The 23,260-nt window shown below is 60.6% G+C and carries 22 protein-coding genes and 1 pseudogene; 18 read left to right on the top strand and 5 right to left on the bottom strand.

Going from position 1 to position 23,260, the window contains the following annotated elements; translation table 11 throughout:
- Positions 1–338: 338 nt before the first annotated feature.
- Positions 339–1,922, top strand: a complete 1,584-nt coding sequence (locus tag PLD_RS15860; RefSeq protein ID WP_159894280.1) for an ABC transporter substrate-binding protein — start codon at positions 339–341, stop codon at positions 1,920–1,922.
- A 52-nt stretch (positions 1,923–1,974) separates the two neighbouring features.
- On the opposite strand, the gene radC is transcribed toward PLD_RS15860, so the two are convergent.
- Positions 1,975–2,649, bottom strand: a complete 675-nt coding sequence (gene radC / locus PLD_RS15855) for a DNA repair protein RadC (RefSeq protein WP_159894278.1) — start codon at positions 2,647–2,649, stop codon at positions 1,975–1,977.
- A 133-nt stretch (positions 2,650–2,782) separates the two neighbouring features.
- Between radC and coaBC the strand changes: the two genes are divergently transcribed.
- From coaBC to PLD_RS15830, 5 genes and pseudogenes are all read left to right on the top strand, one after another.
- Complete coding sequence (gene coaBC, locus PLD_RS15850; RefSeq protein ID WP_159894276.1) at positions 2,783–3,991, top strand: bifunctional phosphopantothenoylcysteine decarboxylase/phosphopantothenate--cysteine ligase CoaBC; 1,209 nt, start codon at positions 2,783–2,785, stop codon at positions 3,989–3,991.
- Positions 3,992–3,996: 5 nt separating this feature from the next.
- Positions 3,997–4,452 carry a dUTP diphosphatase gene (gene dut / locus PLD_RS15845; RefSeq protein ID WP_159894274.1) on the top strand — a complete coding sequence of 152 codons (456 nt, stop codon included), beginning with the start codon at positions 3,997–3,999 and terminating at the stop codon, positions 4,450–4,452.
- Between the two features lie 277 nt (positions 4,453–4,729).
- A pseudogene (locus PLD_RS15840) lies at positions 4,730–6,106 on the top strand (phosphomannomutase/phosphoglucomutase); the annotation flags it as partial.
- 24 nt (positions 6,107–6,130) lie between these two features.
- Positions 6,131–7,036 carry an acetylglutamate kinase gene (gene argB, locus PLD_RS15835; protein WP_011064225.1) on the top strand — a complete coding sequence of 302 codons (906 nt, stop codon included), beginning with the start codon at positions 6,131–6,133 and terminating at the stop codon, positions 7,034–7,036.
- Positions 7,037–7,146: 110 nt separating this feature from the next.
- A protein-coding gene (locus PLD_RS15830) for an IS3 family transposase (protein ID WP_159889365.1) occupies positions 7,147–8,369 on the top strand; the annotation gives its coding sequence in 2 pieces (ribosomal slippage) (positions 7,147–7,510 and positions 7,510–8,369; 1,224 coding nt in all).
- Between the two features lie 142 nt (positions 8,370–8,511).
- Here PLD_RS15830 and pyrE read toward each other — a convergent pair.
- On the bottom strand, positions 8,512–9,156 hold the full coding sequence (gene pyrE / locus PLD_RS15825; protein WP_011064226.1) for an orotate phosphoribosyltransferase: 645 nt from the start codon (positions 9,154–9,156) through the stop codon (positions 8,512–8,514).
- Between the two features lie 81 nt (positions 9,157–9,237).
- On the opposite strand from pyrE, the gene PLD_RS15820 reads away from it, so the two are divergent.
- Positions 9,238–10,017, top strand: a complete 780-nt coding sequence (locus PLD_RS15820) for an exodeoxyribonuclease III (RefSeq protein ID WP_003176915.1) — start codon at positions 9,238–9,240, stop codon at positions 10,015–10,017.
- A 62-nt stretch (positions 10,018–10,079) separates the two neighbouring features.
- Here PLD_RS15820 and PLD_RS15815 read toward each other — a convergent pair whose 3' ends face one another.
- Entirely contained in the window at positions 10,080–10,448 is a 369-nt protein-coding gene (locus tag PLD_RS15815) for a DUF4870 domain-containing protein (RefSeq protein ID WP_159894270.1), read from the bottom strand.
- A gap of 30 nt (positions 10,449–10,478) precedes the next feature.
- Positions 10,479–11,201: a ribonuclease PH gene (rph, locus tag PLD_RS15810; protein WP_159894268.1), complete on the bottom strand. Its 723-nt coding sequence runs from the start codon at positions 11,199–11,201 to the stop codon at positions 10,479–10,481.
- Between the two features lie 272 nt (positions 11,202–11,473).
- Between rph and PLD_RS15805 the strand changes: the two genes are divergently transcribed.
- The 6 genes from PLD_RS15805 to PLD_RS15780 all read left to right on the top strand — a co-directional run bounded on the left by PLD_RS15805 (position 11,474) and on the right by PLD_RS15780 (position 16,764).
- Positions 11,474–12,337, top strand: a complete 864-nt coding sequence (locus tag PLD_RS15805; protein ID WP_159894266.1) for a YicC/YloC family endoribonuclease — start codon at positions 11,474–11,476, stop codon at positions 12,335–12,337.
- A 10-nt stretch (positions 12,338–12,347) separates the two neighbouring features.
- Positions 12,348–12,968 (top strand): guanylate kinase, encoded by a 621-nt coding sequence (gene gmk, locus PLD_RS15800; protein ID WP_159894264.1) that lies wholly within the window; start codon positions 12,348–12,350, stop codon positions 12,966–12,968.
- 168 nt (positions 12,969–13,136) lie between these two features.
- Positions 13,137–13,400, top strand: a complete 264-nt coding sequence (rpoZ, locus tag PLD_RS15795; RefSeq protein WP_007921129.1) for a DNA-directed RNA polymerase subunit omega — start codon at positions 13,137–13,139, stop codon at positions 13,398–13,400.
- Between the two features lie 57 nt (positions 13,401–13,457).
- Positions 13,458–15,563, top strand: a complete 2,106-nt coding sequence (spoT, locus tag PLD_RS15790) for a bifunctional GTP diphosphokinase/guanosine-3',5'-bis pyrophosphate 3'-pyrophosphohydrolase (protein WP_159894262.1) — start codon at positions 13,458–13,460, stop codon at positions 15,561–15,563.
- Between the two features lie 24 nt (positions 15,564–15,587).
- Entirely contained in the window at positions 15,588–15,968 is a 381-nt protein-coding gene (locus PLD_RS15785) for a RidA family protein (protein WP_003176922.1), read from the top strand.
- A gap of 55 nt (positions 15,969–16,023) precedes the next feature.
- Complete coding sequence (locus PLD_RS15780; RefSeq protein ID WP_159894260.1) at positions 16,024–16,764, top strand: hypothetical protein; 741 nt, start codon at positions 16,024–16,026, stop codon at positions 16,762–16,764.
- A gap of 33 nt (positions 16,765–16,797) precedes the next feature.
- Here the strand turns inward: PLD_RS15780 and PLD_RS15775 are convergent, their stop codons facing one another.
- Positions 16,798–17,655, bottom strand: coding sequence for an SDR family oxidoreductase (locus PLD_RS15775; RefSeq protein WP_159894258.1), 858 nt, complete (start codon positions 17,653–17,655; stop codon positions 16,798–16,800).
- 189 nt (positions 17,656–17,844) lie between these two features.
- On the opposite strand from PLD_RS15775, the gene exbB reads away from it, so the two are divergent.
- The 5 genes from exbB (at position 17,845) to recG (ending at position 23,180) form a co-directional block, all read left to right on the top strand.
- A complete protein-coding gene (exbB, locus tag PLD_RS15770; protein WP_159894256.1) occupies positions 17,845–18,843 on the top strand; it encodes a tonB-system energizer ExbB in 999 nt (332 codons plus the stop codon).
- Positions 18,844–18,849: 6 nt separating this feature from the next.
- Positions 18,850–19,278 carry a TonB system transport protein ExbD gene (exbD, locus tag PLD_RS15765; RefSeq protein WP_102862272.1) on the top strand — a complete coding sequence of 143 codons (429 nt, stop codon included), beginning with the start codon at positions 18,850–18,852 and terminating at the stop codon, positions 19,276–19,278.
- Positions 19,275–20,027 (top strand): energy transducer TonB, encoded by a 753-nt coding sequence (locus PLD_RS15760; RefSeq protein WP_159894254.1) that lies wholly within the window; start codon positions 19,275–19,277, stop codon positions 20,025–20,027. Before exbD ends, PLD_RS15760 begins: the two co-directional genes overlap by 4 nt.
- A gap of 147 nt (positions 20,028–20,174) precedes the next feature.
- Complete coding sequence (locus PLD_RS15755) at positions 20,175–21,095, top strand: hydrogen peroxide-inducible genes activator (protein WP_092317638.1); 921 nt, start codon at positions 20,175–20,177, stop codon at positions 21,093–21,095.
- A gap of 9 nt (positions 21,096–21,104) precedes the next feature.
- Positions 21,105–23,180: an ATP-dependent DNA helicase RecG gene (gene recG / locus PLD_RS15750; RefSeq protein WP_159894252.1), complete on the top strand. Its 2,076-nt coding sequence runs from the start codon at positions 21,105–21,107 to the stop codon at positions 23,178–23,180.
- The last annotated feature ends 80 nt before the right edge of the window (positions 23,181–23,260 follow it).

Raw genomic sequence — 23,260 nt, 5'->3', positions numbered from 1 at the left:
AAGAGCGCTGCTTTATACCAGAAAGACCCCATAGCAACAACAACCGCTGTGCCTGGGATGATGAAAAGTCCTGATTTTCTTGTGCCGGACGCCTGCGGCAAAGGCTACCGTAGAAAACGACCGCTCGTCGCAGAATATATTTCTCTCGAAACCACAGGAGTAAATCGACCGTCGATCGCGGACAGCACAGCACAAAATAGCCGACCCAGCGCAAGCCAAGCCCCAAGTTCCGACGGCAAATACAAAAGGGATAGTCATTTTCCAACGAGGTCACTAGGGTAAGGCATTTCCAGACTGCACTCGCAGATGGGCTTTCGATCTGCACGAGGAACCCGACCATGCGTCTCGCCGCACTCCCGCTCCTGTTTGCCCCTCTTCTGAGCCCGCTGGCTCAGGCCGCCGCGTTGAGCGTCTGCACCGAAGCCAGTCCGGAAGGCTTCGATGTGGTGCAGTACAACTCGCTGACCACCACCAACGCCTCCGCTGACGTGCTGATGAACCGCTTGGTGGAATTCGACGCCAACAGCGGCAAGGTGGTGCCCAGCCTCGCCGACAGCTGGGAAATTTCCGCCGACGGCCTGACCTATGTGTTCAAACTGCACCCCAAGGTCAAGTTTCACCGTACCGACTACTTCAACCCCAGCCGTGAGCTGAGCGCCGAAGACGTCAAGTTCAGCTTCGACCGCATGCTCGATCCCGCTCATCCGTGGCACAAGGTCGCCCAGAGCGGTTTCCCCCACGCCCAGTCCCTGCAACTGCCCAACCTGATCAAGAAGATCGATGCCCTGGACCCGCTGACAGTGCGCTTCACCCTGAACCATGCCGACTCAACCTTCCTCGCCACCCTGAGCATGGGTTTCGCTTCGATCTACTCCGCCGAATACGCCGATCAACTACTCAAGGCCGGCACACCGGAGAAACTCAACAGCCAGCCAATCGGCAGCGGCCCGTTCATCTTCAGGCGTTTCCAGAAAGACGCGTCGATCCGCTACAAGGCTAACCGCGAATATTTTGCAGGCAAGCCAGCCGTAGACTCACTGATCTTCGCCATTACCCCGGACGCCAACGTGCGCCTGCAAAAGTTGCGGCGCAACGAATGCCAGATCGCCCTGTCGCCCAAGCCTCTGGACGTCCAGGCCGCCAGTGACGACCCGACGCTGAAGGTTGAGAAAACCGCGGCCTTCATGACCGCTTTTGTCGCCATCAACAGCCAGCACCCGCCGCTGGACAAGCCCGAAGTGCGCCAGGCCATCAACCTGGCCTTCGACAAATCCAGCTACCTCAAGGCCGTGTTCGACAATACCGCCGAAGCGGCCAACGGCCCGTATCCGCCCAACACCTGGAGCTACGCCAAAGACCTGCCCGGTTACGCCCACGATCCAGAAAAAGCCCGCCAGTTGCTGGCCAAGGTCGGGCTGAAAAACGGCTTTGAGACCACTCTGTGGACCCGCCCTTCCGGTAGCTTGCTCAACCCCAACCCCAGCCTCGGCGCGCAGTTGTTGCAGTCGGATCTGGCCAAGGTGGGTATCCAGGCCGACATCCGCGTGATCGAGTGGGGCGAACTGATTCGCAGGGCCAAGGCCGGCGAGCATGACCTGCTGTTCATGGGCTGGGCCGGCGACAATGGCGACCCGGATAATTTCCTCTCGCCGCAGTTCACCTGCGCAGCGGTCAAGGCAGGCACCAACTTCGCCCGCTACTGCGACCAGAACCTGGACAAGCTGATCACGGCCGGCAAGACCACCAGCGAGCAAGGCGTGCGCAGCAAGCTGTATCAACAGGCCCAAACCCAGATCCAGCAACAGGCGCTATGGCTCCCCCTGGCGCACCCAAGCGCTTTTGCCCTGACTCGCAAACAGGTCGAGGGTTACCAGGTGAGCCCCTTCGGTCGCCAGGACTACTCGAAAGTCAGCCTCAATTAACCCATCAGCACCACCTCAAGCGACCAGTTTCAGGATGAAACTGGCCGCCCACTCAGATCCAGCCGTATTCGGCCATCGACAATGGATCACCATCGCCGATGATGAAGTGGTCCAGCACCCGCACATCAATCAACTCCAACGCCTCCTGCAAACGCCGGGTGACAACTCGATCCGAAGGACTGGGCTCAGCGATGCCCGATGGATGGTTATGGCAGAGGATCAGCGACGCCGCGTTATGCGCCAAGGCACGCTTGATCACCTGCCGCGGATAAACCGTGGTGCTGTCGATCGACCCTTGAAACAGCACTTCAAAGGCCAGAACCCGATGCTTGGTATCGAGAAACAGGCAACCGAATACTTCATGGGGCTCGTGCCGCAGCATGGACTTGAGGTAATCACGGACCACCAGAGGACTTTCCAGCGCGGACTGCCGATGGAGTTTCTCCGCCAGGTGCCGCCGAGCCATTTCCAGCACCGCCTGCAACAAGGCGTACTTGGCCGGCCCCAGCCCCAACTGGCGAGTGAAGGTCAACTGGTCGGCCTCCAGCAGGGCGCGCAGGCTGCCAAAGCGCTGCAACAGGTGCCGCGCCAGGTCCACCGCGCTCTTACCTGCCACCCCGGTACGTAGGAAAATTGCCAGTAGTTCGGCGTCGGAAAGACTGATAGCGCCCTGTTCCAGAAGCCGCTCCCGCGGACGCTCCGCCGCAGGCCAATCACGAATGCTCATCACACCTCCCTGTGTGTGGCGCCGCTGTTCCACAGCGGACGCTGTGCTATCTTAGCCCCCCTCTTTTTTGCGTGGTATTTCACCTGGGGAGGGGGCATGCCACGCAGCAATCACTTAACGGAAAGACAGGCCTATGCAGCGGCTGTATCGGAAACGCATCGTGCTCGGCGTCGGCGGTGGCATTGCCGCCTATAAGAGCGCGGAGCTGGTTCGCCGACTCCTCGACCAGGGCGCCGAAGTGCGCGTGGTCATGACCCGGGGCGGCATTGAATTCATTACCCCGCTGACCCTGCAGGCCCTCTCCGGGCACCCGGTCCACCTCGACCTGCTGGACCCGGCCGCCGAAGCGGCCATGGGCCACATCGAGCTGGCCAAATGGGCCGACCTGGTATTGATCGCACCGGCCACGGCCGACCTGATCGCCCGCCTGGCCCAAGGCATTGCCGACGACCTGCTGACGACCCTGGTCCTGGCCACCGACGCCACCGTCGCCATCGCCCCAGCCATGAACCAAGCCATGTGGCGCGACCCTGCCACCCAGGCCAACACGCAACTGCTGCAAAGCCGTGGCCTGCGGGTATTCGGCCCGGCCTCCGGCAGCCAGGCCTGTGGCGATGTTGGCCTGGGTCGCATGCTGGAAGCCTCTGACCTGGCGCAATGCGCCGCTGACTGCTTCCAGCACCAGGCACTGACCGGCAAACACCTGCTGATCACCGCAGGTCCCACCCAGGAAAACATCGATCCGGTGCGCTACATCACCAACCATAGCTCAGGAAAAATGGGCTTCGCCCTGGCCGAGGCGGCTGTCGAAGCTGGCGCCCGGGTCACCCTGATCACCGGCCCTGTGCACTTGCCAACACCCGACAGAGTCACGCGGATCGACGTTGTCAGCGCTCGCGACATGCTCGCAGCCTGCGAAGCAGCCATCCCATGTGATGTTTTCATCGCCTCTGCGGCGGTCGCGGACTACCGTCCGGAAGTCGTCGCCCCACAAAAATTAAAGAAAGACCCTACGAAAGGTGACGGCCTGCTCCTGCAGATGGTGCGCAATCCAGACATCCTGGCCACCATTGCCGGCCGCCCGGATCGCCCTTTCAGTGTTGGCTTCGCCGCCGAGACCGAGAATCTGCTCGACTACGCTGCACGTAAATTGAAGGACAAGAACCTCGACCTGATCGTCGCCAACGACGTGGCCAACCCGAGCATTGGCTTTAACAGCGAGGAAAACGCCTGCAGCGTGATTGACCGGGAGTTGCACGCAACTCTCTTCGCCCAGACCAGCAAGGGCAAGATTGCCCGCCAACTGATCTCTTTTATCGCCCAACGGCTGAACCAGGTTTAACTCGCATGCACGCTTTACAAGCCAAGATCCTCGACCCACGCATCGGCAACGAATTTCCCCTGCCGCAGTACGCCACGCCGGGCTCCGCCGGCCTCGACCTGCGGGCCATGCTCAAGCAAGACACCGTCCTGGAGCCAGGTCAGACCTTGCTGATTCCCACCGGGCTGTCAGTCTACATCGGTGACCCGGGTTTGGCCGCGCTGATCCTGCCTCGCTCCGGCCTGGGCCATAAACACGGCATCGTGCTGGGTAACCTGGTAGGCCTGATCGACTCGGACTACCAGGGCGAACTGATGGTGTCTTGCTGGAACCGCGGCCAGGCCGCCTTCAACATTGCCGTCGGCGAGCGCATCGCCCAACTGGTACTGGTACCGGTGGTGCAGGCGCACTTCGAAGTGGTCGCAGCCTTTGACGAAAGCCAGCGCGGCGCGGGCGGCTTCGGACACTCGGGCAGTCACTGATTGCCCCGCAACGAGCCGGGCACCCGCTCGGCTCGGTCGCTGCAGCAGGACATTTAAGGATGAATGGTCGGCGCAACCTGCATCACGGCCCGCCCCGTCAAACCGGGCACTTGAGCGCTTGTCGCCGGGCAAGCCCCCTTCGGATGGCACTTTCACAGCACGAACTCCAGGCTGTAAACGCCGTCATACCCTTCAGTTCGAGCCCGCCGCGTGGTTATTCCCCGGCCACCCCCCTTCAAATGGAGCCCCCTCAGCGATGAGCAACGCAGCCAAAGTCGCACCACGTTTTCCCGATAGCATCTTCCGTGCCTACGACATCCGTGGCGTTGTGCCGCAAACCCTGACCGCTGAAACCGCGTACTGGATCGGCCGCGCCATCGGCTCCCAGAGCCTGGCCCAGGGTGAGCCTGACGTCTGCGTGGGCCGCGACGGTCGCCTGTCGGGACCTGAGCTGGTGGAGCAACTGATCCAGGGTCTGTACGACAGCGGCTGCCATGTCAGCGATGTCGGCCTGGTGCCGACTCCGGCCCTGTACTACGCCGCCAACGTCCTGGCCGGCAAGTCCGGAGTGATGCTCACCGGCAGTCACAACCCGTCAAACTACAACGGTTTCAAGATCGTCATTGCCGGCGACACCCTGGCCAACGAACAAATCCAGGCCCTGCACGAACGCCTCAAGAACAACGACCTGAGCAGCGGCCAGGGCAGCATCAGCCGGGTCGACATTCTGCCGCGCTACAGCGCTGAGATCACCCAGGACGTGAAGCTGGCGCGGCGCCTGAAGGTCGTGGTGGATTGTGGCAACGGCGCCGCCGGGGTCATTGCCCCGCAACTGATCGAAGCCTTGAATTGCGAGGTCATTCCATTGTTTTGCGAGGTGGACGGCAACTTCCCCAACCACCACCCGGATCCGGGAAAGCCCGAAAACCTCGAAGACCTGATCGCCAAGGTCAAGGAAACCGGCGCTGACCTGGGCCTGGCGTTCGACGGCGATGGCGACCGCGTCGGCGTGGTGACCAACACCGGCACCATCGTCTTTCCAGACCGCCTGCTGATGCTGTTCGCCAAGGACGTGGTGGCGCGTAATCCAGACGCGGAGATCATCTTCGACGTCAAATGCACCCGACGCCTGATCCCACTGATCAAGGAATACGGCGGTCGTCCGCTCATGTGGAAGACCGGTCATTCGTTGATCAAAAAGAAAATGAAACAGACCGGCGCACTGCTGGCCGGCGAAATGAGCGGACACCTGTTCTTCAAGGAGCGCTGGTTCGGTTTCGACGACGGTATCTACAGCGCGGCGCGCTTGCTGGAAATCCTCAGCAACGAGCCATCCAGCGCAGAAGAGCTGTTCGCCACCTTCCCGAACGACATTTCTACGCCGGAAATCAATATCCATGTGACCGAAGAGAGCAAATTCAGCATCATTGATGCCTTACACGACGCGCAATGGGGCGCAGGCGCCGACCTGACCACCATTGATGGAGTGCGAGTCGACTATGCCAAGGGCTGGGGCTTGGTTCGCGCCTCCAACACCACCCCTGTGCTGGTACTGCGCTTTGAGGCTGATAACGAAGCCGAGTTGCAGCGGATTAAGGACGTCTTCCACGTCCAGCTGAAACGTGTTGCACCTGATCTCCAACTACCGTTTTGACCGTTTGAAACACCGGAGCCCTGAATGACCATCGAACGCGACGCCGCCGCCAATACCGCCAAGGTCCTATCCGAAGCGCTGCCTTATATTCGCCGCTATGTCGGCAAGACCCTGGTGATCAAGTACGGCGGCAACGCTATGGAGAGCGAGGAGCTGAAGACTGGCTTCGCCCGCGACATCGTGCTGATGAAGGCTGTCGGGATCAACCCGGTGGTGGTGCACGGGGGCGGCCCGCAAATCGGTGACCTGCTCAAGCGTCTGTCCATCGAGAGCCACTTCGTCGACGGCATGCGCGTGACCGACGCGCAAACCATGGACGTGGTGGAGATGGTCCTCGGCGGCCAGGTCAACAAGGACATCGTCAACCTGATCAACCGTCACGGCGGCAGCGCCATCGGCCTGACCGGTAAAGATGCCGAGCTGATCCGGGCGAAAAAGCTGACCGTAACCCGCCAGACGCCGGAAATGACCACCCCGGAAATCATCGATATCGGCCATGTGGGCGAAGTGGTCGGGATCAATACCGACTTGCTGAACCTGCTGGTCAAGGGTGATTTCATTCCAGTGATCGCACCAATCGGCGTTGGCGCCAACGGCGAGTCCTACAACATCAACGCTGACCTGGTAGCCGGCAAGGTGGCTGAGGCCCTGAAAGCCGAGAAGCTGATGCTGCTGACCAATATTGCCGGCCTGATGGATAAGTCGGGCAAGGTACTGACCGGTTTAAGCACCCAGCAAGTGGACGAACTGATCGCCGATGGCACTATCTACGGTGGCATGCTGCCAAAAATCCGCTGCGCTCTGGAAGCCGTGCAAGGCGGCGTCGGCAGCTCGCTGATCATCGATGGCCGCGTGCCCAATGCGATCCTGCTGGAGATCTTCACCGATACCGGTGTCGGCACCCTGATCAGCAACCGCAAGCGCCCTTAAGCGCACGCAAAAAAAGCCCCCGCCCGGAATACCGGGCGGGGGCTTTTTTATCGACGCTGTCCCGTCCTGAATAAGGTTGACACCTTCTGACCTTATTCAAGGAGAGGGTGATGAGCACTGAGATCAAGCGCACGCAGAGTGATTACACGCTGGCTTTTAAACTGGCCGTGGTGGATCAGGTCGAAAAAGGCGAGTTGAGTTATAAAGAGGCTCAACAGCGCTACGGTATCCAAGGTCGATCAACTGTTCTGGTCTGGTTGCGCAAGCATGGCCTCCAGGACTGGAGCCAAGGCGCTTCAATTCGCTCTTCGAGGACCATTTCCGTGAATGAGCCCGCCCTGCCGTTAACCCCGGAACAACGTATCAAGGAGCTGGAAGCGCAGCTCGCGCTGTCGAATCAGAAAGCCCAGTTCCTTGAGGCGGTAGTCAATGTTCTAAAGAACGATTACGGGATCAGCGTCGTAAAAAAGCGTCCCGGCAAGTCCTCACGCAAAAGCAAATCCAGGACCTGAGTATCAGTAGGGCTTGCCAGTTCATGGGGATTAGCCGACAGGCCTACTACAAGCGCAACCAAGCTCAGGACGCGCGCTTGACCCTCGACCAGAGAGTGATGGATTTCGTCCAATACAAGCGCTTGCACCAGCCCCGCTTGGGCACCCGCAAGCTGCACCATCTGCTGCATTGCCAGCCCCTGCTTGAACTTCAAGTAGGCCGTGATCGGCTGTTTGCAATCTTGCGCGAACATCGCCTGCTGGTGGCTCGCAAGCGTGCTTACCATAAGACTACCGACAGTCATCATCGCTTCCGGCGCCATCCAAACCTGCTTAAATCCGGCCCTGATCAAGTGGTGCCAAATGGTCCGGAGCAGGTCTGGGTGGCCGACATCACCTATCTACCCACTCGCGAAGGTGTGGCGTATCTGAGTCTTGTGACCGACGCTTACTCGCGCAAGATTGTGGGTTATCACGTCCATGAAAACTTACGGACCGAGTCGGTAATACGAGCGCTGCGCAGTGCCGTGAAGCAGCGTCAAACCGAATTACCGTTGGTGCATCACTCGGATCGGGGTAGCCAATACTGTTCTGCGCTTTATCAGGCGCTGCATGCCAAACACGGAATCCGTTGTTCGATGACGGACGGTTATGACTGCTACCAGAATGCTTTGGCGGAGCGGGTGAATGGGATCTTGAAGACAGAGTTTCTGTTTCATCGACCAGAGAACTTGGCGCATGCAAGGAAGATGGTGAGTGAGTCGGTATCAATTTATAACGCTGAGCGACCCCATCTAGCGCTCAAATACAAAACGCCCGATGCGGTGCATCGGGCGTTTTGAGTGAAACAAGTGTCAACCTATTTCAGGACTAGACACGCTGTCTTTATAGAAGCCGGCTTGCAAAGCTGGCTTGCCAGCGAAAGGATCACAAGAACGGTATCGGACCGTCAGAGGCTTTCGCCGGCAATCCGACACCTACGGGTCAGATGCCATATTGCGCGCGGTAGGCTTCCACTGCGGGCAGATGCTGCTTGAGCGCCGGATCGTCAGCCAGGAACTGCAGAACCTGGGTCAGGGAAACGATGCTCACGACGGGAATACCGAAGTCACGCTCGACTTCCTGGATCGCCGACAGCTCGCCGTTGCCGCGCTCCTGGCGGTTCAAGGCGATCAACACGCCCGCCGCCTTGGCGCCATCCTGAGACTCGATGATCTGCATCACCTCGCGAATGGCAGTGCCTGCGGTGATCACGTCATCAATGATCAGCACATCGCCGGTCAATGGCGCGCCCACCAGGCTGCCACCTTCGCCATGTGCCTTGGCTTCCTTGCGGTTGAAGCACCAAGGCAGATCGCGCTGATGATGCTCAGCTAGAGCAACGGCTGTAGCCGCCGCCAGAGGAATGCCTTTATAAGCCGGGCCAAACAGCACATCGAAGGGAATACCGCTTTCGACGATCGCCGCCGCATAAAAGCGCCCCAACTGAGCCAGGGCCGAGCCACTGTTGAACAGGCCGGCATTGAAGAAGTAAGGACTGGTGCGCCCGGACTTGAGGGTGAACTCACCGAAGCGCAAAACCCCGCGATCGATGGCAAAACGAATGAAATCGCGCTGATACGCCTGCATGAAAAAACCCCAGATACCACGGATTTAGCTAATTAGGTAGAGCTCGGGTATCATACACGCACGTGATTTTTGGGGCCATTTATGCGGATCATCAGTGTGAACGTCAATGGTATTCAGGCTGCGGTCGAGCGAGGTTTGCTCAGTTGGCTGCAGGCACAGAATGCCGACGTTATCTGCCTGCAGGACACCCGCGCCTCTGCCTTTGAACTGGACGACCCAGCCTTCCAACTGGATGGCTACTTCCTTTATGCCTGCGATGCTGAAGTCCCTGCCCAAGGCGGCGTGGCTTTGTACTCGCGGTTGCAACCGAAGGCGGTCATCAGCGGCCTCGGCTTCGAAACAGCCGATCGTTACGGGCGCTACCTGCAAGCCGATTTCGACAAGGTCAGCATCGCGACCTTGCTGCTTCCATCAGGGCAGAACGGCGATGAAGACTTGAACCAGAAGTTCAAGCTAATGGACGATTTTGCCCGTTATCTGGATAAACAGCGACGCAAACGTCGCGAGTACATCTACTGTGGCTCGCTGTACGTGGCGCAACAGAAGCTGGATATCAAGAACTGGCGCGATAGCCAGCAATCTCCAGGTTTCCTGGCACCTGAACGCGCCTGGATGGATGAGATTGTCGGCAACATGGGTTATGTCGACGCCTTGCGCGAAGTCAGCCGTGAAGGTGACCAATACAGCTGGTGGCCGGACAACGAACAAGCCGAGATGCTCAACCTGGGCTGGCGCTTCGACTACCAGTTGCTAACCCCAGGCCTGCGTCGTTTTGTACGTAGTGCGCGCCTGCCGCGTCAACCACGCTTCTCGCAGCACGCGCCGCTGATCGTCGACTATGACTGGACGCTGACCATCTGAGTGCCTTCTCAAGAACAACAAAAAAGCCGACATCACTGTCGGCTTTTTTGTACGCGCTTGACCTACTTGATCAGGCGCCAGGTGAAAGGGTAGCGATAAGGCACCCCTTCTCCGGCTTTAACGCCACCGATGATGGTCAGCACCAAGGCACCTATCGCCAACAAACCGAACATAAAGAAGCCGATCACCACAATCATCAACAAAAAGCAGACCGCCGAAGCAATGGCGACAGTCAACTGAAAGTTCAGCGCCTCCTTGCCCTGGGCATCGATGAAAGGGTCGGATTCACGCTTCATCTGCCAGAGAATCAGCGGGCCGATCAGCGTACCGAAAGGCACCCAGATCCCCAGCAACGCCGAGAGATGACAAAACATCGCCCACTGCCGGACTTCATGACTTGGCGTAGGCACTGGAGACTGTTCATCACTCATGGTGTTCTCCTTGCAGAAGGGACACGCCTATCAATCAGCGAGCGCCGCCTGCTGCAGTTGGAAGATTTCGTTCATGCCTTGCTGAGCCAAAGCCAGCATTGCATTCAGTTCAGTCGGCTGGAACGGCGCGCCTTCGGCGGTGCCCTGCACTTCGATGAAACCGCCGTTACTGGTCATTACCACATTGAGGTCAGTCTCGGCCGCCGAGTCTTCCAGGTAATCCAGATCCAGAACCGGCTCACCCTGATACATGCCCACGGACACCGCGGCAATCATCTGCTTGAGCGGATCGCCGCCTTTCAGGCCGCCACGCTTCTTGATCACCTTCAAGGCATCAACCAGGGCCACCATGGCACCGGTGATCGACGCAGTACGGGTACCGCCATCAGCCTGGATCACGTCGCAATCGACGTACAAGGTGACGTCACCCAGCTTGGACATATCCAATGCGGCGCGCAGCGAACGACCAATCAGGCGTTGGATCTCCAGGGTCCGGCCGCCTTGCTTGCCACGACTGGCTTCACGCTGGTTACGCTCGCCAGTGGCCCGCGGCAGCATGCCGTACTCGGCGGTCAGCCAGCCCTGGCCCTGACCTTTAAGAAAACGCGGTACGCCGTTCTCAACGCTGACTGTGCAGATCACTTTGGTATCACCAAACTCGACCAGTACAGATCCCTCGGCGTGTTTGGTGTAGTTGCGGGTAATGCGGATCGAGCGGAGCTGATCGGCAGCGCGACCACTTGGACGTTTCATAGGGAAATACCTGTACGAGGACGGAAAACTGCCGGGCATTATAAAGCCCGTAACCGCGCCAGGGCACGCCTAAAACGGCCGAAGGCAGATTCACACGTCAGATCGTTCCTATTATGACGATCTGCAGCCCATCGCCCGCACCAGTGTTTGGGGCCTCAGACCGCACTGCGCTACAATCCTGCGCCTTCGTAGCCTGTCGGCTTTAATTCATCACAATCAGGCCCGCTTCACCCACCCTTGGTGAGCGCTGGCACTGAATCGGAGGGACCTCCATGGTGCACAGCATGACCGCCTTCGCCCGGGTCGAACGAGCCGGCGCTCAGGGCACCCTGAGCTGGGAACTGCGCTCGGTCAACAGCCGTTACCTGGAGCCGCACCTACGTTTACCAGAAGCCTTTCGCGACCTCGAAGGCGCGATCCGCGAGGCCTTGCGCCAAGGATTGTCTCGCGGCAAGGTCGAATGCACCTTGCGCTTCAACGAAGAAACCACAGGCAAGCCACTGCAGGTCGACCGCGAACGCGCTGCACAACTGGTCGCCGCTGCCGAGTCTGTCGCCAGCCTGATCAAACAGCCAGCAGCACTGAACCCGCTGGAAGTCTTGGCCTGGCCAGGGGTTCTGGTAGCGGACGCTACTGACCCGCAAGCGTTGAATAACGATGCCCTGAGCCTGTTCAAGCTGTGCCTCAAGGAGCTGAAGAGTGGCCGCGAGCGCGAAGGTGCCGAGCTGGCCAGGCTGATCAACGAGCGCCTGTCCTCGATAGAGGAAGACGTAGCCACCTTGCGCGAGCTGGTGCCACAGATGCTCGCGACTCAACGCCAGAAAGTCCTCGACCGCTTCGCCGACATGCAGGCCGAGCTGGACCCTACCCGCCTGGAGCAAGAGATGGTCCTGCTGGCGCAGAAGAGCGATGTCGCCGAAGAACTGGATCGCCTGAACACTCACATCATCGAAGTGCGCCGCGTGCTCAAGTCCGGTGGTGCCGCCGGTCGGCGCCTGGACTTCCTGATGCAGGAGCTCAACCGCGAAGCCAACACACTGGGCTCCAAGGCCTTCGACCCGCGCAGCACACAGGCCGCAGTCAACCTCAAGGTGTTGATCGAGCAGATGCGCGAACAAGTGCAAAACATTGAGTAAGGCAACTGAAATGACCCACAGCACCGGCACCCTATACATCATTTCCGCCCCGTCGGGCGCGGGCAAGAGCAGCCTGGTCAAGGCCCTGACCGACGCCAACCCGGAAATCCGCGTCTCGATCTCCCACACCACCCGCGCCATGCGTCCAGGTGAAGTGAACGGGGTGAACTACCACTTCGTCGAACGCAGCGAGTTCGTGAAGATGATCGAACATGGGGACTTTCTCGAGCGTGCCGAAGTGTTCGGCAACCTCTACGGCACCTCACAAAGCCATCTGCAACAGACCCTGGACGAAGGCCACGATCTGATCCTGGAAATCGACTGGCAAGGTGCCGAGCAGGTGCGCAAGCTGATGCCCCAGGCGCGTTCGATCTTCATCCTGCCGCCATCCTTGCAAGCCTTGCACCAGCGCCTGACCAATCGCGGGCAAGACAGCGACGAGATCATCGAAGGGCGCATGCGCGAAGCCGTCAGTGAAATGAGCCACTACGTCGACTACGACTACCTGATCATCAACGATGATTTCGCCCACGCACTGGACGATCTGAAAGCGATTTTCCGCTCCAGCCAGTTGCAGCAGAAACGTCAACAGCAACGCTTCGGCAAATTACTCGCTGAATTGCTGGGTTAAAACAGCGCTTCCCAAAACCGCTGCAAGCGCTTTACATTGGCGCTTGTAGCGTGTTGAAGAGCTTGGTTAAAAAATCAGCGCTTCCCTAAACGCTGGTGATTTTTTAAACTGTTGAGTCCGCTCGCCCATCCGGGCAACGCGCATATTGCATTTGCTACGAGGAAGACCATGGCCCGCGTAACCGTTGAAGACTGTCTAGAACACGTGGATAACCGCTTTGAGCTGGTCATGCTCTCTACCAAGCGTGCCCGTCAACTGGCAACTGGCGGCAAAGAGCCGAAAGTAGCATGGGAAAACGACAAACCTACCGTCGTTGCCCTGCGTGAAATCGCTGAAGGCCTGATCGACTACGCAGCTATCGCGGAAGCCGAAATCGTTGAAGACGAACCGCTTTTTGCCGCATTCGAGGACGAGTCCAACGAGGCTGTCTGAGCCCATGCCTGGTCGACGTAGCACGGCGCGGGATCACAGCTTACGGCAGGAGACATCATGCCGAGCATAGACGCCCTCGCCGATCGCTTATCGACCTACCTCGGCACGGACCAGGTCAATCTGGTCCGCCGAGCGTATTTCTACGCCGAACAAGCCCATGACGGTCAACGCCGTCGCAGCGGCGAGGCGTACGTCACGCACCCACTCGCGGTAGCGAACATTCTTGCCGACATGCACATGGACCATCAAAGCCTGATGGCCGCGATGCTGCATGACGTGATCGAAGACACCGGCATCGCCAAGGAAGCGCTCTGTGCGCAGTTTGGTGAAACCGTGGCCGAACTGGTCGACGGGGTCAGCAAACTGACCCAGATGAACTTCGAGACCAAAGCCGAAGCCCAAGCGGAAAACTTCCAGAAAATGGCCATGGCCATGGCCCGCGACATCCGCGTGATCCTGGTCAAGCTGGCCGACCGCCTGCACAACATGCGCACCCTGGAAGTGCTGTCCGGCGAAAAACGTCGGCGGATCGCCAAGGAAACCCTGGAGATCTACGCCCCCATCGCCAATCGCCTGGGCATGCACAGCATCCGCATCGAATTCGAAGACCTGGGCTTCAAGGCGATGCACCCGATGCGTTCCGCGCGGATCTACCAGGCAGTCAAACGCGCCCGAGGCAACCGCAAGGAAATCGTCAACAAGATTGAAGAATCCCTCAGCCATTGCCTGGCCATCGACGGCATCCAGGGCGAGGTCAGCGGTCGCCAGAAGCACCTCTACGGCATCTACAAGAAGATGCGCGGCAAGCGCCGGGCCTTCAACGAGATCATGGACGTCTATGCGTTCCGCATCATCGTCGACAAGGTAGACACCTGCTATCGCGTGCTCGGCGCTGTACATAATCTGTACAAACCACTGCCGGGACGCTTCAAGGACTACATCGCCATCCCCAAGGCCAACGGCTATCAATCGCTGCATACCACGCTGTTCGGTATGCACGGGGTACCGATCGAGATCCAGATCCGTACCCGGGAAATGGAAGAGATGGCCAACAACGGCATCGCCGCCCACTGGCTGTATAAGTCCAGCGGCGACGAACAGCCCAAAGGCACTCACGCTCGCGCCCGGCAATGGGTCAAGGGCGTGCTGGAAATGCAGCAACGCGCTGGCAACTCCCTGGAATTCATCGAAAGCGTGAAGATCGACCTGTTCCCGGACGAGGTCTACGTATTCACGCCCAAAGGCCGGATCATGGAGCTGCCCAAAGGCTCCACTGCCGTGGACTTCGCCTACGCGGTGCACACCGACGTGGGCAACAGTTGCATCGCCTGCCGGATCAATCGCCGCCTGGCGCCCTTGTCAGAACCGCTACAAAGCGGCTCCACCGTGGAAATCGTCAGCGCTCCGGGCGCGCGGCCGAACCCGGCCTGGCTCAACTTCGTGGTCACCGGCAAGGCCCGCACCCATATTCGGCACGCCCTCAAGCTGCAACGCCGCTCCGAATCCATCAGCCTTGGCGAACGCTTGCTGAACAAGGTGCTCAACGGCTTCGACAGCGCCCTGGAAAAAATCCCGGCGGAACGCATTCAGGCGATTCTTCAGGAGTACCGCCTGGAACTGATCGAAGACCTGCTGGAAGACATCGGCCTGGGCAACCGCATGGCCTACGTCGTGGCCCGGCGCCTGCTGGGCGAAGGCGAACAGCTGCCAAGCCCGGAAGGCCCGCTGGCGATCCGCGGCACCGAAGGCCTGGTACTGAGCTACGCCAAGTGCTGCACACCGATCCCTGGCGATCCGATCGTCGGCCATCTCTCGGCCGGCAAAGGGATGGTGGTGCACCTGGACAACTGCCGCAATATCAGCGAAATCCGCCACAACCCGGAAAAATGCATCCAGCTGTCATGGGCCAAGGATGTCACCGGCGAATTCAACGTCGAACTGCGCGTCGAGCTGGAACACCAACGCGGCCTGATCGCGCTGCTGGCCAGCAGCGTCAACGCCGCCGACGGCAACATAGAGAAAATCAGCATGGACGAACGCGATGGTCGCATCAGCGTGGTCCAACTGGTGGTCAGCGTGCACGACCGCGTGCACCTGGCCCGCGTGATCAAGAAACTGCGCGCCCTGACCGGGGTCATCCGCATCACCCGCATGCGTGCGTAGCCCGTCCATTACAAGGAGTCATTCATGACCAAGACTGTTATCACCAGCGACAAAGCCCCTGCCGCCATCGGCACTTACTCCCAGGCGATCAAGGCTGGCAACACCGTCTACATGTCGGGGCAAATCCCTCTCGACCCAAAAACCATGGAGCTGGTGGAAGGCTTCGAAGCCCAAACCGTCCAGGTGTTCGAGAACCTCAAGTCGGTCGCCGAAGCCGCTGGCGGTTCGTTCAAGGACATCGTCAAGCTGAACATCTTCCTGACTGACCTGAGCCACTTCGCCAAGGTCAACGAGATCATGGGCAAGTACTTCGAACAGCCCTACCCTGCACGTGCCGCTATCGGCGTTGCCGCCCTGCCAAAGGGCGCACAGGTTGAAATGGATGCCATTCTGGTCATCGAGTAATACCCGCGGCGCAGCGGTTCAAGCTGCGCCGTTTTCGTTCTGAAAGGATTTCGTCATGCGCCAAGCGCTAGCTGTTTCGCTGCTCGCCATGTTGCTCGGCGGTTGTGCCAGCGACCCCGCCAAAAACGACGTTGGCGGCATCTGGATCAATCAGGTAGCGATAGACGCAGCCTCCAAAGGTGGGCCTTTGCGTGAAGCACTCCAGGCTTACGGCCCAAACCTGGAGTGGGAACTCAACACCAAGGCTGGCCAGGCGCGCTACACCAACGGATTCGAAACCGTCGAAGGCAAGATCCTCGACGACGGCTCCAGCACCACGAAAGTCGAGTTCTATGGCAGCGCCGCCACCGAACTCAAGCGCAACGCTCAGCAACTGCTGCAAGTGGCCAACGACAACGAACCCGAGCAGGTGTTCGAGCGCCCCAAGGACCCAGCGCCTGAAGGTGCCCCCTTGGGCGCCAACTTCGAGCGCGCCTTGTACTCGGCCTACCTGGGCGGCGGCTGGAAGATTGTCCGCGGACCAGGGCTGGGCAACAGCGTGCAATTCATGGCTGACGGGGCCGTGCAGGGACTGCCCGGGGCTGATCGCTACGCCCTGTGCCTGGCTGGCGATTGCGCCTCCATGAGCGACGGCAATGACAGCATCTGGCTGCAGCTCAATGGCCAGGGGCACTCCTGGATCTTCGTACGCAAGGATCACCAGTTGGAAATCTACCAGGCAGTGAACACCTCACTGGCCGATGAAGTACCTTCCCTGGCACCTGGCAACCAGCAGTGGCAACTGGAAAAGCAATAAAACCGCTGTAGCCACTGCCACAGTGGCTACCTCTCAGCTCCGCCCTTCCAGAATCGCCGCATACCCCTCGCGATAACTCAGGTAACGCGGCGCCCAGCCCAACGCTCGGGCCCGGGCATTGCTGCAGCGCTTGCTGCCCGTGCGGCGAACGCTCGCATCATCGTCCCACTCAGTCACGCCCAAGTACTCGCGCAGCCAGTCCACCACCTCCGCCAGGGGCGCTGGGGCGTCGTCCACGCCGATATAGCAGTCGTCCAAGGCGGCACCGCCGTGATCGGCCTTGAGCAGGAATGCCAACAACCCCGCCGCATCGTCGGCATGAATGCGGTTGCCGTATAACGGCGGATCAGTTGCCACGCGATAACCCCGACGTACCTGGGTCAGCAACCACTCACGTCCCGGACCGTAGATCCCAGTGAGACGCACACGGCAAGCGGGAATTCCGCTGTCCAATGCCACCTGCTCCGCTTCCAGCATCAACCGCCCGGAGTAACCAGAAGCCTCGGCCGGTGAGTGCTCGTCGACCCACTCACCGCCTTTTTGCCCGTAAACGCCGCTGCTGGATACAAACAACAGACGCTTGGGCCGCTGATGACGCTGCTTGAGCCAAGCCAGCACATGTTGCAGCCCTTCGACATAAGCCGCTCGGTAACCCGCCTCGTCATGTTCGGTGGCAGCAGCGCAATACACCAAGTAATCCACCGCTGCTTCGGGCCAGCCCGCAGGGCACTGTTCGCTGAACAGATCGCCAGCGATACCGATCACGCCCTGAGGCAGGCGCGAAACATTACGGCGCAGACCGTAGACCTGCCATTGCTCAGCCAGCAGTTGAGTCGCCAAGCGACTGCCAACATCACCGCAACCGGCAATCAAAACAGAGGGGGAGGACATCAGAAAACTCCTTTCAGAAAGGCCAAGACTAGCCTCGACATTGGACGAACGGCTAGCAATCAACGAAAAATAGTTACTGTATTACTTTTGTTAACAAGAATTAATTGCAATAATAACCGCCCATTTGTTCTCGGCCCCACGAGGCCTAGAAGGACATTTCACCTTTTCCTCCTCTCAGGTCCGGCCAGCATGACAAGCATTCAACTCTCCGCCTCGCCAACCAAACGCCCGAGCCCGCTGCGCGCCATGAGCGCGGTTGCAGCGCTGCTGTGCAGCCTGCTGCTGGCACCGACCCTGGCCTTTGCCGACCAACAACCAGCCACCACCGCGCCCGCGGCTAGCGCCCCGGCACCCGAGCAGGCGGCAACCGACCCAGCCTCCCCCGTGGCAACCCCAGAGGCCGGCGATCCTGCTCAGGCTGAAGAATCATCGGCAGCAGCTCTGGACACTCCCGAAGTCCTTGAAGCCGACAACTCTCTGGGCATGGCCCACGACCTGTCGCCTTGGGGCATGTACCAAAACGCCGACATCATCGTAAAACTGGTGATGATCGGTCTGGCCATCGCCTCGATCATCACCTGGACTATCTGGATCGCCAAAGGCTTCGAACTGCTGGGCGCCAAGCGTCGCCTGCGCAGTGAGATTGCCGCACTGAAGAAGGCCACCACCCTCAAGGAAGCCAGTGCCAGCGCCGCCAAAGAGGGCACCCTTGCCCACCTGCTGGTTCACGACGCTCTGGAAGAAATGCGCCTGTCGGCCAACAGCCGTGAGAAAGAAGGCATCAAGGAACGCGTCAGCTTCCGCCTCGAACGCCTGGTCGCGGCCTGCGGTCGCAACATGAGCAGCGGCACCGGGGTACTGGCCACTATCGGCTCCACCGCTCCTTTCGTCGGCCTGTTCGGTACCGTATGGGGCATCATGAACAGCTTCATCGGCATCGCCAAAACCCAGACCACCAACCTCGCCGTGGTAGCCCCGGGCATCGCCGAAGCCCTGCTGGCCACCGCGCTGGGCCTGGTTGCAGCGATCCCCGCAGTGGTGATCTACAACGTCTTCGCCCGCTCCATCACCGGCTACCGCGCCCAGGTGGCCGATGCTTCGGCAGAGGTCCTGCTGCTGGTCAGCCGCGACCTGGATCATCAGCCGGCCGAGCGCTCCGCACAACCGCACATGGTGAAAGTGGGGTAATCAGCCATGGGCTTGCATTTGAAAGAAGGCGCAGGCGACGACCTGGCCGAAAACCACGAAATCAACGTCACGCCGTTTATCGACGTGATGCTGGTGCTATTGATCATCTTCATGGTGGCCGCGCCTCTGGCCACCGTGGACATCAAGGTCGACCTGCCCGCCTCCAGCGCCAAGCCGGCACCGCGCCCAGAAAAGCCTGTGTTCCTCAGCGTCAAGGCTGATCAGCGGCTGTTTCTCGGTGAAGATGAAGTCAAGGCCGAAACCCTCGGCGCCATCCTCGACGCCCGGACCCAAGGCAAGAAAGACACGACGATTTTCTTCCAGGCTGATAAAGGCGTGGACTACGGCGACCTGATGAGTGTGATGGACACCCTGCGGGCCGCTGGCTACCTGAAAGTCGGCCTGGTCGGACTTGAGACGGCAGCCAAGAAATGATCACGACGCGCCAAAGACTGACGCGTTACAGCGGTAGCCTGGCCGTGGTGCTGGGTGTCCATGCGGTGGCGATCCTGCTCGCCCTCAACTGGTCCAGACCACAGCCGATGCCCATTCCTCCCCAAGCCATGGTGGTGGAACTGGCGCCTGCCCCTGTGCCGCCGCCACCGGCACCACCGAAAGTGGTGGCGCCGCCGCAACCGCCGGCGCCAGTGGAAGAACTGCCGCTGCCAAAACTGGCCGAAGCGCCGAAGCCGACTATTTCGGTGCCCAAGCCGGCCAAGCAGAAGCCCAAGCCACAACCACCAAAGCCCGTGGTCAAGCCTGAGCCACCCAAGGAAAAACCTTCCGAGGAAAAACCCAGCGACGCCCCGGCAACACCGACGCCATCCACGCAACCGGCGCCGGCAACCGCAGGCCCGTCACCGGCCCAGGCTGCGGCCAAGGCCAACTGGCAAGGACTCGTGCAGGCGCACCTGGCCAAGTACAAGCGCTATCCGAGTGAAGCCCAGCGTCGAGGCAAGGAAGGCACCAACTCGCTACGCTTCATCGTGGATGCCGAAGGCAAGGTGCTGTCCTACGAACTGATCAACCGCTCGGGCAATGCCGATCTGGACCGGGCCACCCTGGACATGATCCGACGCGCGCGACAACTGCCCAAGCCACCGGCCGACATGCTCACCAATGGCACAGTGGAAATCACCGCTCCCTTCAACTACCAGATCGACAGAAGCCGCGGCCGACGCTGACTGACGCAGGGGCACCGGCAAGGTGCCCCTGGCGTTTTTGCAGCCACAGACAAGCATCGCCCGGTGTCGTGCTCCACCTTCGGTCTGATAACGTGCGTCTATCGATTGCAGCCGTTATGCTTGGCCGCAACCTCATGGACGCCTGCTATGACTCTCACAGAATTACGCTACATCGTTACCCTCGCCCAAGAGCAGCACTTCGGCCATGCCGCCGAGCGTTGCCATGTCAGCCAGCCCACCCTTTCGGTTGGCGTGAAGAAGCTTGAAGACGAACTCGGTGTGCTGATTTTCGAGCGCAGCAAGAGCGCAGTACGCCTGACCCCGGTGGGTGAAACCATCGTCGCCCAGGCGCAGAAGGTCCTGGAACAGGCCCAAGGCATCCGCGAACTGGCCCAGGCCGGCAAGAACCAGCTGACCGCACCACTCAAGGTCGGCGCCATCTACACCGTTGGTCCGTACCTGTTTCCACACCTGATTCCGCAGCTGCACCGGGTGGCCCCGCAGATGCCGCTATATATAGAAGAAAACTTCACTCACGTACTGCGCGACAAACTGCGCAACGGCGAGCTGGACGCGATCATCATCGCCCTGCCGTTCAATGAAGCCGACGTGCTCACCCTGCCGCTGTACGACGAACCCTTCTACGTGCTGATGCCCAGCGACCATTCCTGGACCAAGAAAGAAACCATCGACGCCAGCCTGCTCAACGACAAGAGCCTGTTGCTGCTGGGCGAAGGCCACTGCTTCCGCGACCAGGTACTGGAAGCCTGCCCGACCCTGACCAAGGGCAATGACGGCGCCAAGCACACCACCGTGGAATCCAGCTCCCTGGAAACCATCCGCCACATGGTCGCTTCCGGCCTGGGCATCTCGATCCTGCCGCTGTCGGCGGTAGACAGCCATCACTACGCCCCCGGCGTGATCGAAGTCCGCCCATTGACCCCGCCGGTGCCGTTTCGCACCGTCGCCATCGCCTGGCGTGCGAGTTTTCCGCGGCCCAAGGCCATCGAGATCCTCGCCGACTCGATCCGCCTGTGTTCGGTGGCCAAGCCGCCCGCCGCCAGTTAAGCGATCGTCATGACTGAGTTGTCGAAAGTGTCGGTCACGGCACTCAAGGGCGTCGGCGACGCCATGGCCGAGAAGCTGGCCAAGGTCGGCCTGGAGAACCTCCAGGACGTACTGTTTCACCTGCCCCTGCGTTATCAGGATCGCACCCGTGTGGTGCCGATCGGTGCCCTGCGCCCGGGCCAGGACGCGGTGATCGAAGGCACCGTCAGCGGCGCCGACGTGGTCATGGGCAAGCGCCGCAGCCTGCTGGTACGCCTGCAAGACGGCACGGGCGGCCTGAGCCTGCGTTTCTACCATTTCAGCAATGCGCAAAAAGACGGCCTGAAACGCGGCACCCGCGTGCGCTGCTACGGCGAAGCCCGGCCCGGGGCCTCGGGCCTGGAAATCTACCACCCGGAATACCGCGCCATCAGTGGCGACGAACCACCGCCGGTGGACCAGACCCTGACCCCGATCTACCCCCTCACCGAAGGCCTGACCCAGCAGCGCCTGCGCCTGTTGTGCCAGCAGAGCCTGGCCCTGCTCGGCCCCCGCAGCCTGCCCGACTGGCTGCCGGACGAGTTGGCCCGGGACTATCAACTGGCGCCCCTGGACGATGCGATCCGCTACCTGCACCACCCACCCGCGGATGCTGATGTCGACGAACTGGCCCTGGGTCACCACTGGGCCCAGCATCGCCTGGCGTTCGAGGAACTGCTGACCCACCAGTTGTCCCAGCAACGCCTGCGCGACAGCCTACGCTCCCAGCGCGCCCCGGTGCTGCCACTGGCCAAGAAGCTACCGGCCAAGTACCTGAAAAACCTCGGCTTCGCGCCCACCGGCGCGCAGCAACGCGTCGGCAACGAAATCGCCTACGACCTGAGCCAGCCCGAACCCATGCTGCGCCTGATCCAGGGCGACGTTGGCGCCGGCAAGACCGTGGTCGCCGCCCTCGCCGCCCTGCAAGCGCTGGAAGCCGGTTACCAAGTGGCATTGATGGCGCCCACAGAAATTCTCGCCGAGCAGCACTTCGTCACCTTCAAGCGCTGGCTTGAACCGCTGGGCCTGGAAGTCGCCTGGCTGGCGGGCAAGCTCAAGGGCAAGAACCGCGCCGCGGCCCTGGAACAGATCGCCGCCGGAGCACCGATGGTGGTGGGCACCCATGCGTTGTTCCAGGACGAAGTACGCTTCAAGAACCTGGCCCTGGTGATCATCGACGAACAACACCGCTTCGGCGTGCAACAACGCCTGGCCCTGCGCCAGAAAGGCGTGGGCGGACGCCTTTGCCCGCACCAACTGATCATGACCGCTACGCCGATTCCACGCACCCTGGCCATGAGCGCCTACGCCGACCTGGACACCTCGATCCTCGACGAACTGCCGCCTGGCCGGACCCCGGTGAACACCGTGCTGGTCACCGACAGCCGTCGCGTCGAGGTGATCGAACGGGTACGCGCCGCCTGTGCCGAGGGGCGCCAGGCCTACTGGGTCTGCACCCTGATCGAGGAGTCCGAAGAACTGACCTGCCAGGCCGCCGAAACCACCTTCGAAGACCTCTCCAGCGCCCTGGGTGAACTGCGGGTGGGGCTGATCCACGGCCGCATGAAACCGGCAGAGAAAGCCGCGGTCATGGCCGAGTTCAAGGCCGGCCACCTGCAACTGCTGGTGGCCACCACGGTGATTGAAGTCGGGGTCGACGTGCCCAATGCCAGCTTGATGATCATCGAGAACCCGGAGCGCCTGGGCCTGGCTCAACTGCACCAACTGCGCGGGCGGGTCGGGCGCGGCAGCGCCGCCAGCCACTGCGTATTGCTCTACCATCCGCCGCTTTCACAGATCGGTCGTCAGCGACTGGGCATCATGCGCGAGACCAACGACGGTTTCGTCATTGCCGAGAAAGACCTGGAGCTGCGTGGCCCCGGAGAAATGCTCGGCACCCGCCAGACCGGCCTGTTGCAATTCAAGGTCGCCGACCTGATGCGTGACGCCGATCTGCTGCCGGCGGTACGGGATGCTGCCCAGGCCCTGCTGGAGCGCTGGCCGGACCACGTGAGCCCCTTGCTGGAGCGCTGGCTGCGTCACGGCCAGCAATACGGCCAAGTGTGAACCCGTACTCAGTTAATGAACCATCGCCATAACCAAGCTGGTTATACTCGACAAATTGTAGAAAAAATGGACACCTGGCC

The sequence above is a fragment of the Pseudomonas sp. LD120 genome (assembly GCF_009861525.1).
In the GTDB taxonomy this organism is placed as follows: domain Bacteria; phylum Pseudomonadota; class Gammaproteobacteria; order Pseudomonadales; family Pseudomonadaceae; genus Aquipseudomonas.
This window is presented reverse-complemented; position numbering and strand designations above follow the sequence as displayed.

Coding starts and splice junctions, on each gene's coding strand:
- PLD_RS15860 (WP_159894280.1), top strand. CDS start 339: ATGCGTCTCGCCGCACTCCCGCTCCTGTTTGCCCCTCTTCTGAGCCCG.
- radC (WP_159894278.1), bottom strand. CDS start 2,649: ATGAGCATTCGTGATTGGCCTGCGGCGGAGCGTCCGCGGGAGCGGCTT.
- coaBC (WP_159894276.1), top strand. CDS start 2,783: ATGCAGCGGCTGTATCGGAAACGCATCGTGCTCGGCGTCGGCGGTGGC.
- dut (WP_159894274.1), top strand. CDS start 3,997: ATGCACGCTTTACAAGCCAAGATCCTCGACCCACGCATCGGCAACGAA.
- argB (WP_011064225.1), top strand. CDS start 6,131: ATGACCATCGAACGCGACGCCGCCGCCAATACCGCCAAGGTCCTATCC.
- pyrE (WP_011064226.1), bottom strand. CDS start 9,156: ATGCAGGCGTATCAGCGCGATTTCATTCGTTTTGCCATCGATCGCGGG.
- PLD_RS15820 (WP_003176915.1), top strand. CDS start 9,238: ATGCGGATCATCAGTGTGAACGTCAATGGTATTCAGGCTGCGGTCGAG.
- PLD_RS15815 (WP_159894270.1), bottom strand. CDS start 10,448: ATGAGTGATGAACAGTCTCCAGTGCCTACGCCAAGTCATGAAGTCCGG.
- rph (WP_159894268.1), bottom strand. CDS start 11,201: ATGAAACGTCCAAGTGGTCGCGCTGCCGATCAGCTCCGCTCGATCCGC.
- PLD_RS15805 (WP_159894266.1), top strand. CDS start 11,474: ATGGTGCACAGCATGACCGCCTTCGCCCGGGTCGAACGAGCCGGCGCT.
- gmk (WP_159894264.1), top strand. CDS start 12,348: ATGACCCACAGCACCGGCACCCTATACATCATTTCCGCCCCGTCGGGC.
- rpoZ (WP_007921129.1), top strand. CDS start 13,137: ATGGCCCGCGTAACCGTTGAAGACTGTCTAGAACACGTGGATAACCGC.
- spoT (WP_159894262.1), top strand. CDS start 13,458: ATGCCGAGCATAGACGCCCTCGCCGATCGCTTATCGACCTACCTCGGC.
- PLD_RS15785 (WP_003176922.1), top strand. CDS start 15,588: ATGACCAAGACTGTTATCACCAGCGACAAAGCCCCTGCCGCCATCGGC.
- PLD_RS15780 (WP_159894260.1), top strand. CDS start 16,024: ATGCGCCAAGCGCTAGCTGTTTCGCTGCTCGCCATGTTGCTCGGCGGT.
- PLD_RS15775 (WP_159894258.1), bottom strand. CDS start 17,655: ATGTCCTCCCCCTCTGTTTTGATTGCCGGTTGCGGTGATGTTGGCAGT.
- exbB (WP_159894256.1), top strand. CDS start 17,845: ATGACAAGCATTCAACTCTCCGCCTCGCCAACCAAACGCCCGAGCCCG.
- exbD (WP_102862272.1), top strand. CDS start 18,850: ATGGGCTTGCATTTGAAAGAAGGCGCAGGCGACGACCTGGCCGAAAAC.
- PLD_RS15760 (WP_159894254.1), top strand. CDS start 19,275: ATGATCACGACGCGCCAAAGACTGACGCGTTACAGCGGTAGCCTGGCC.
- PLD_RS15755 (WP_092317638.1), top strand. CDS start 20,175: ATGACTCTCACAGAATTACGCTACATCGTTACCCTCGCCCAAGAGCAG.
- recG (WP_159894252.1), top strand. CDS start 21,105: ATGACTGAGTTGTCGAAAGTGTCGGTCACGGCACTCAAGGGCGTCGGC.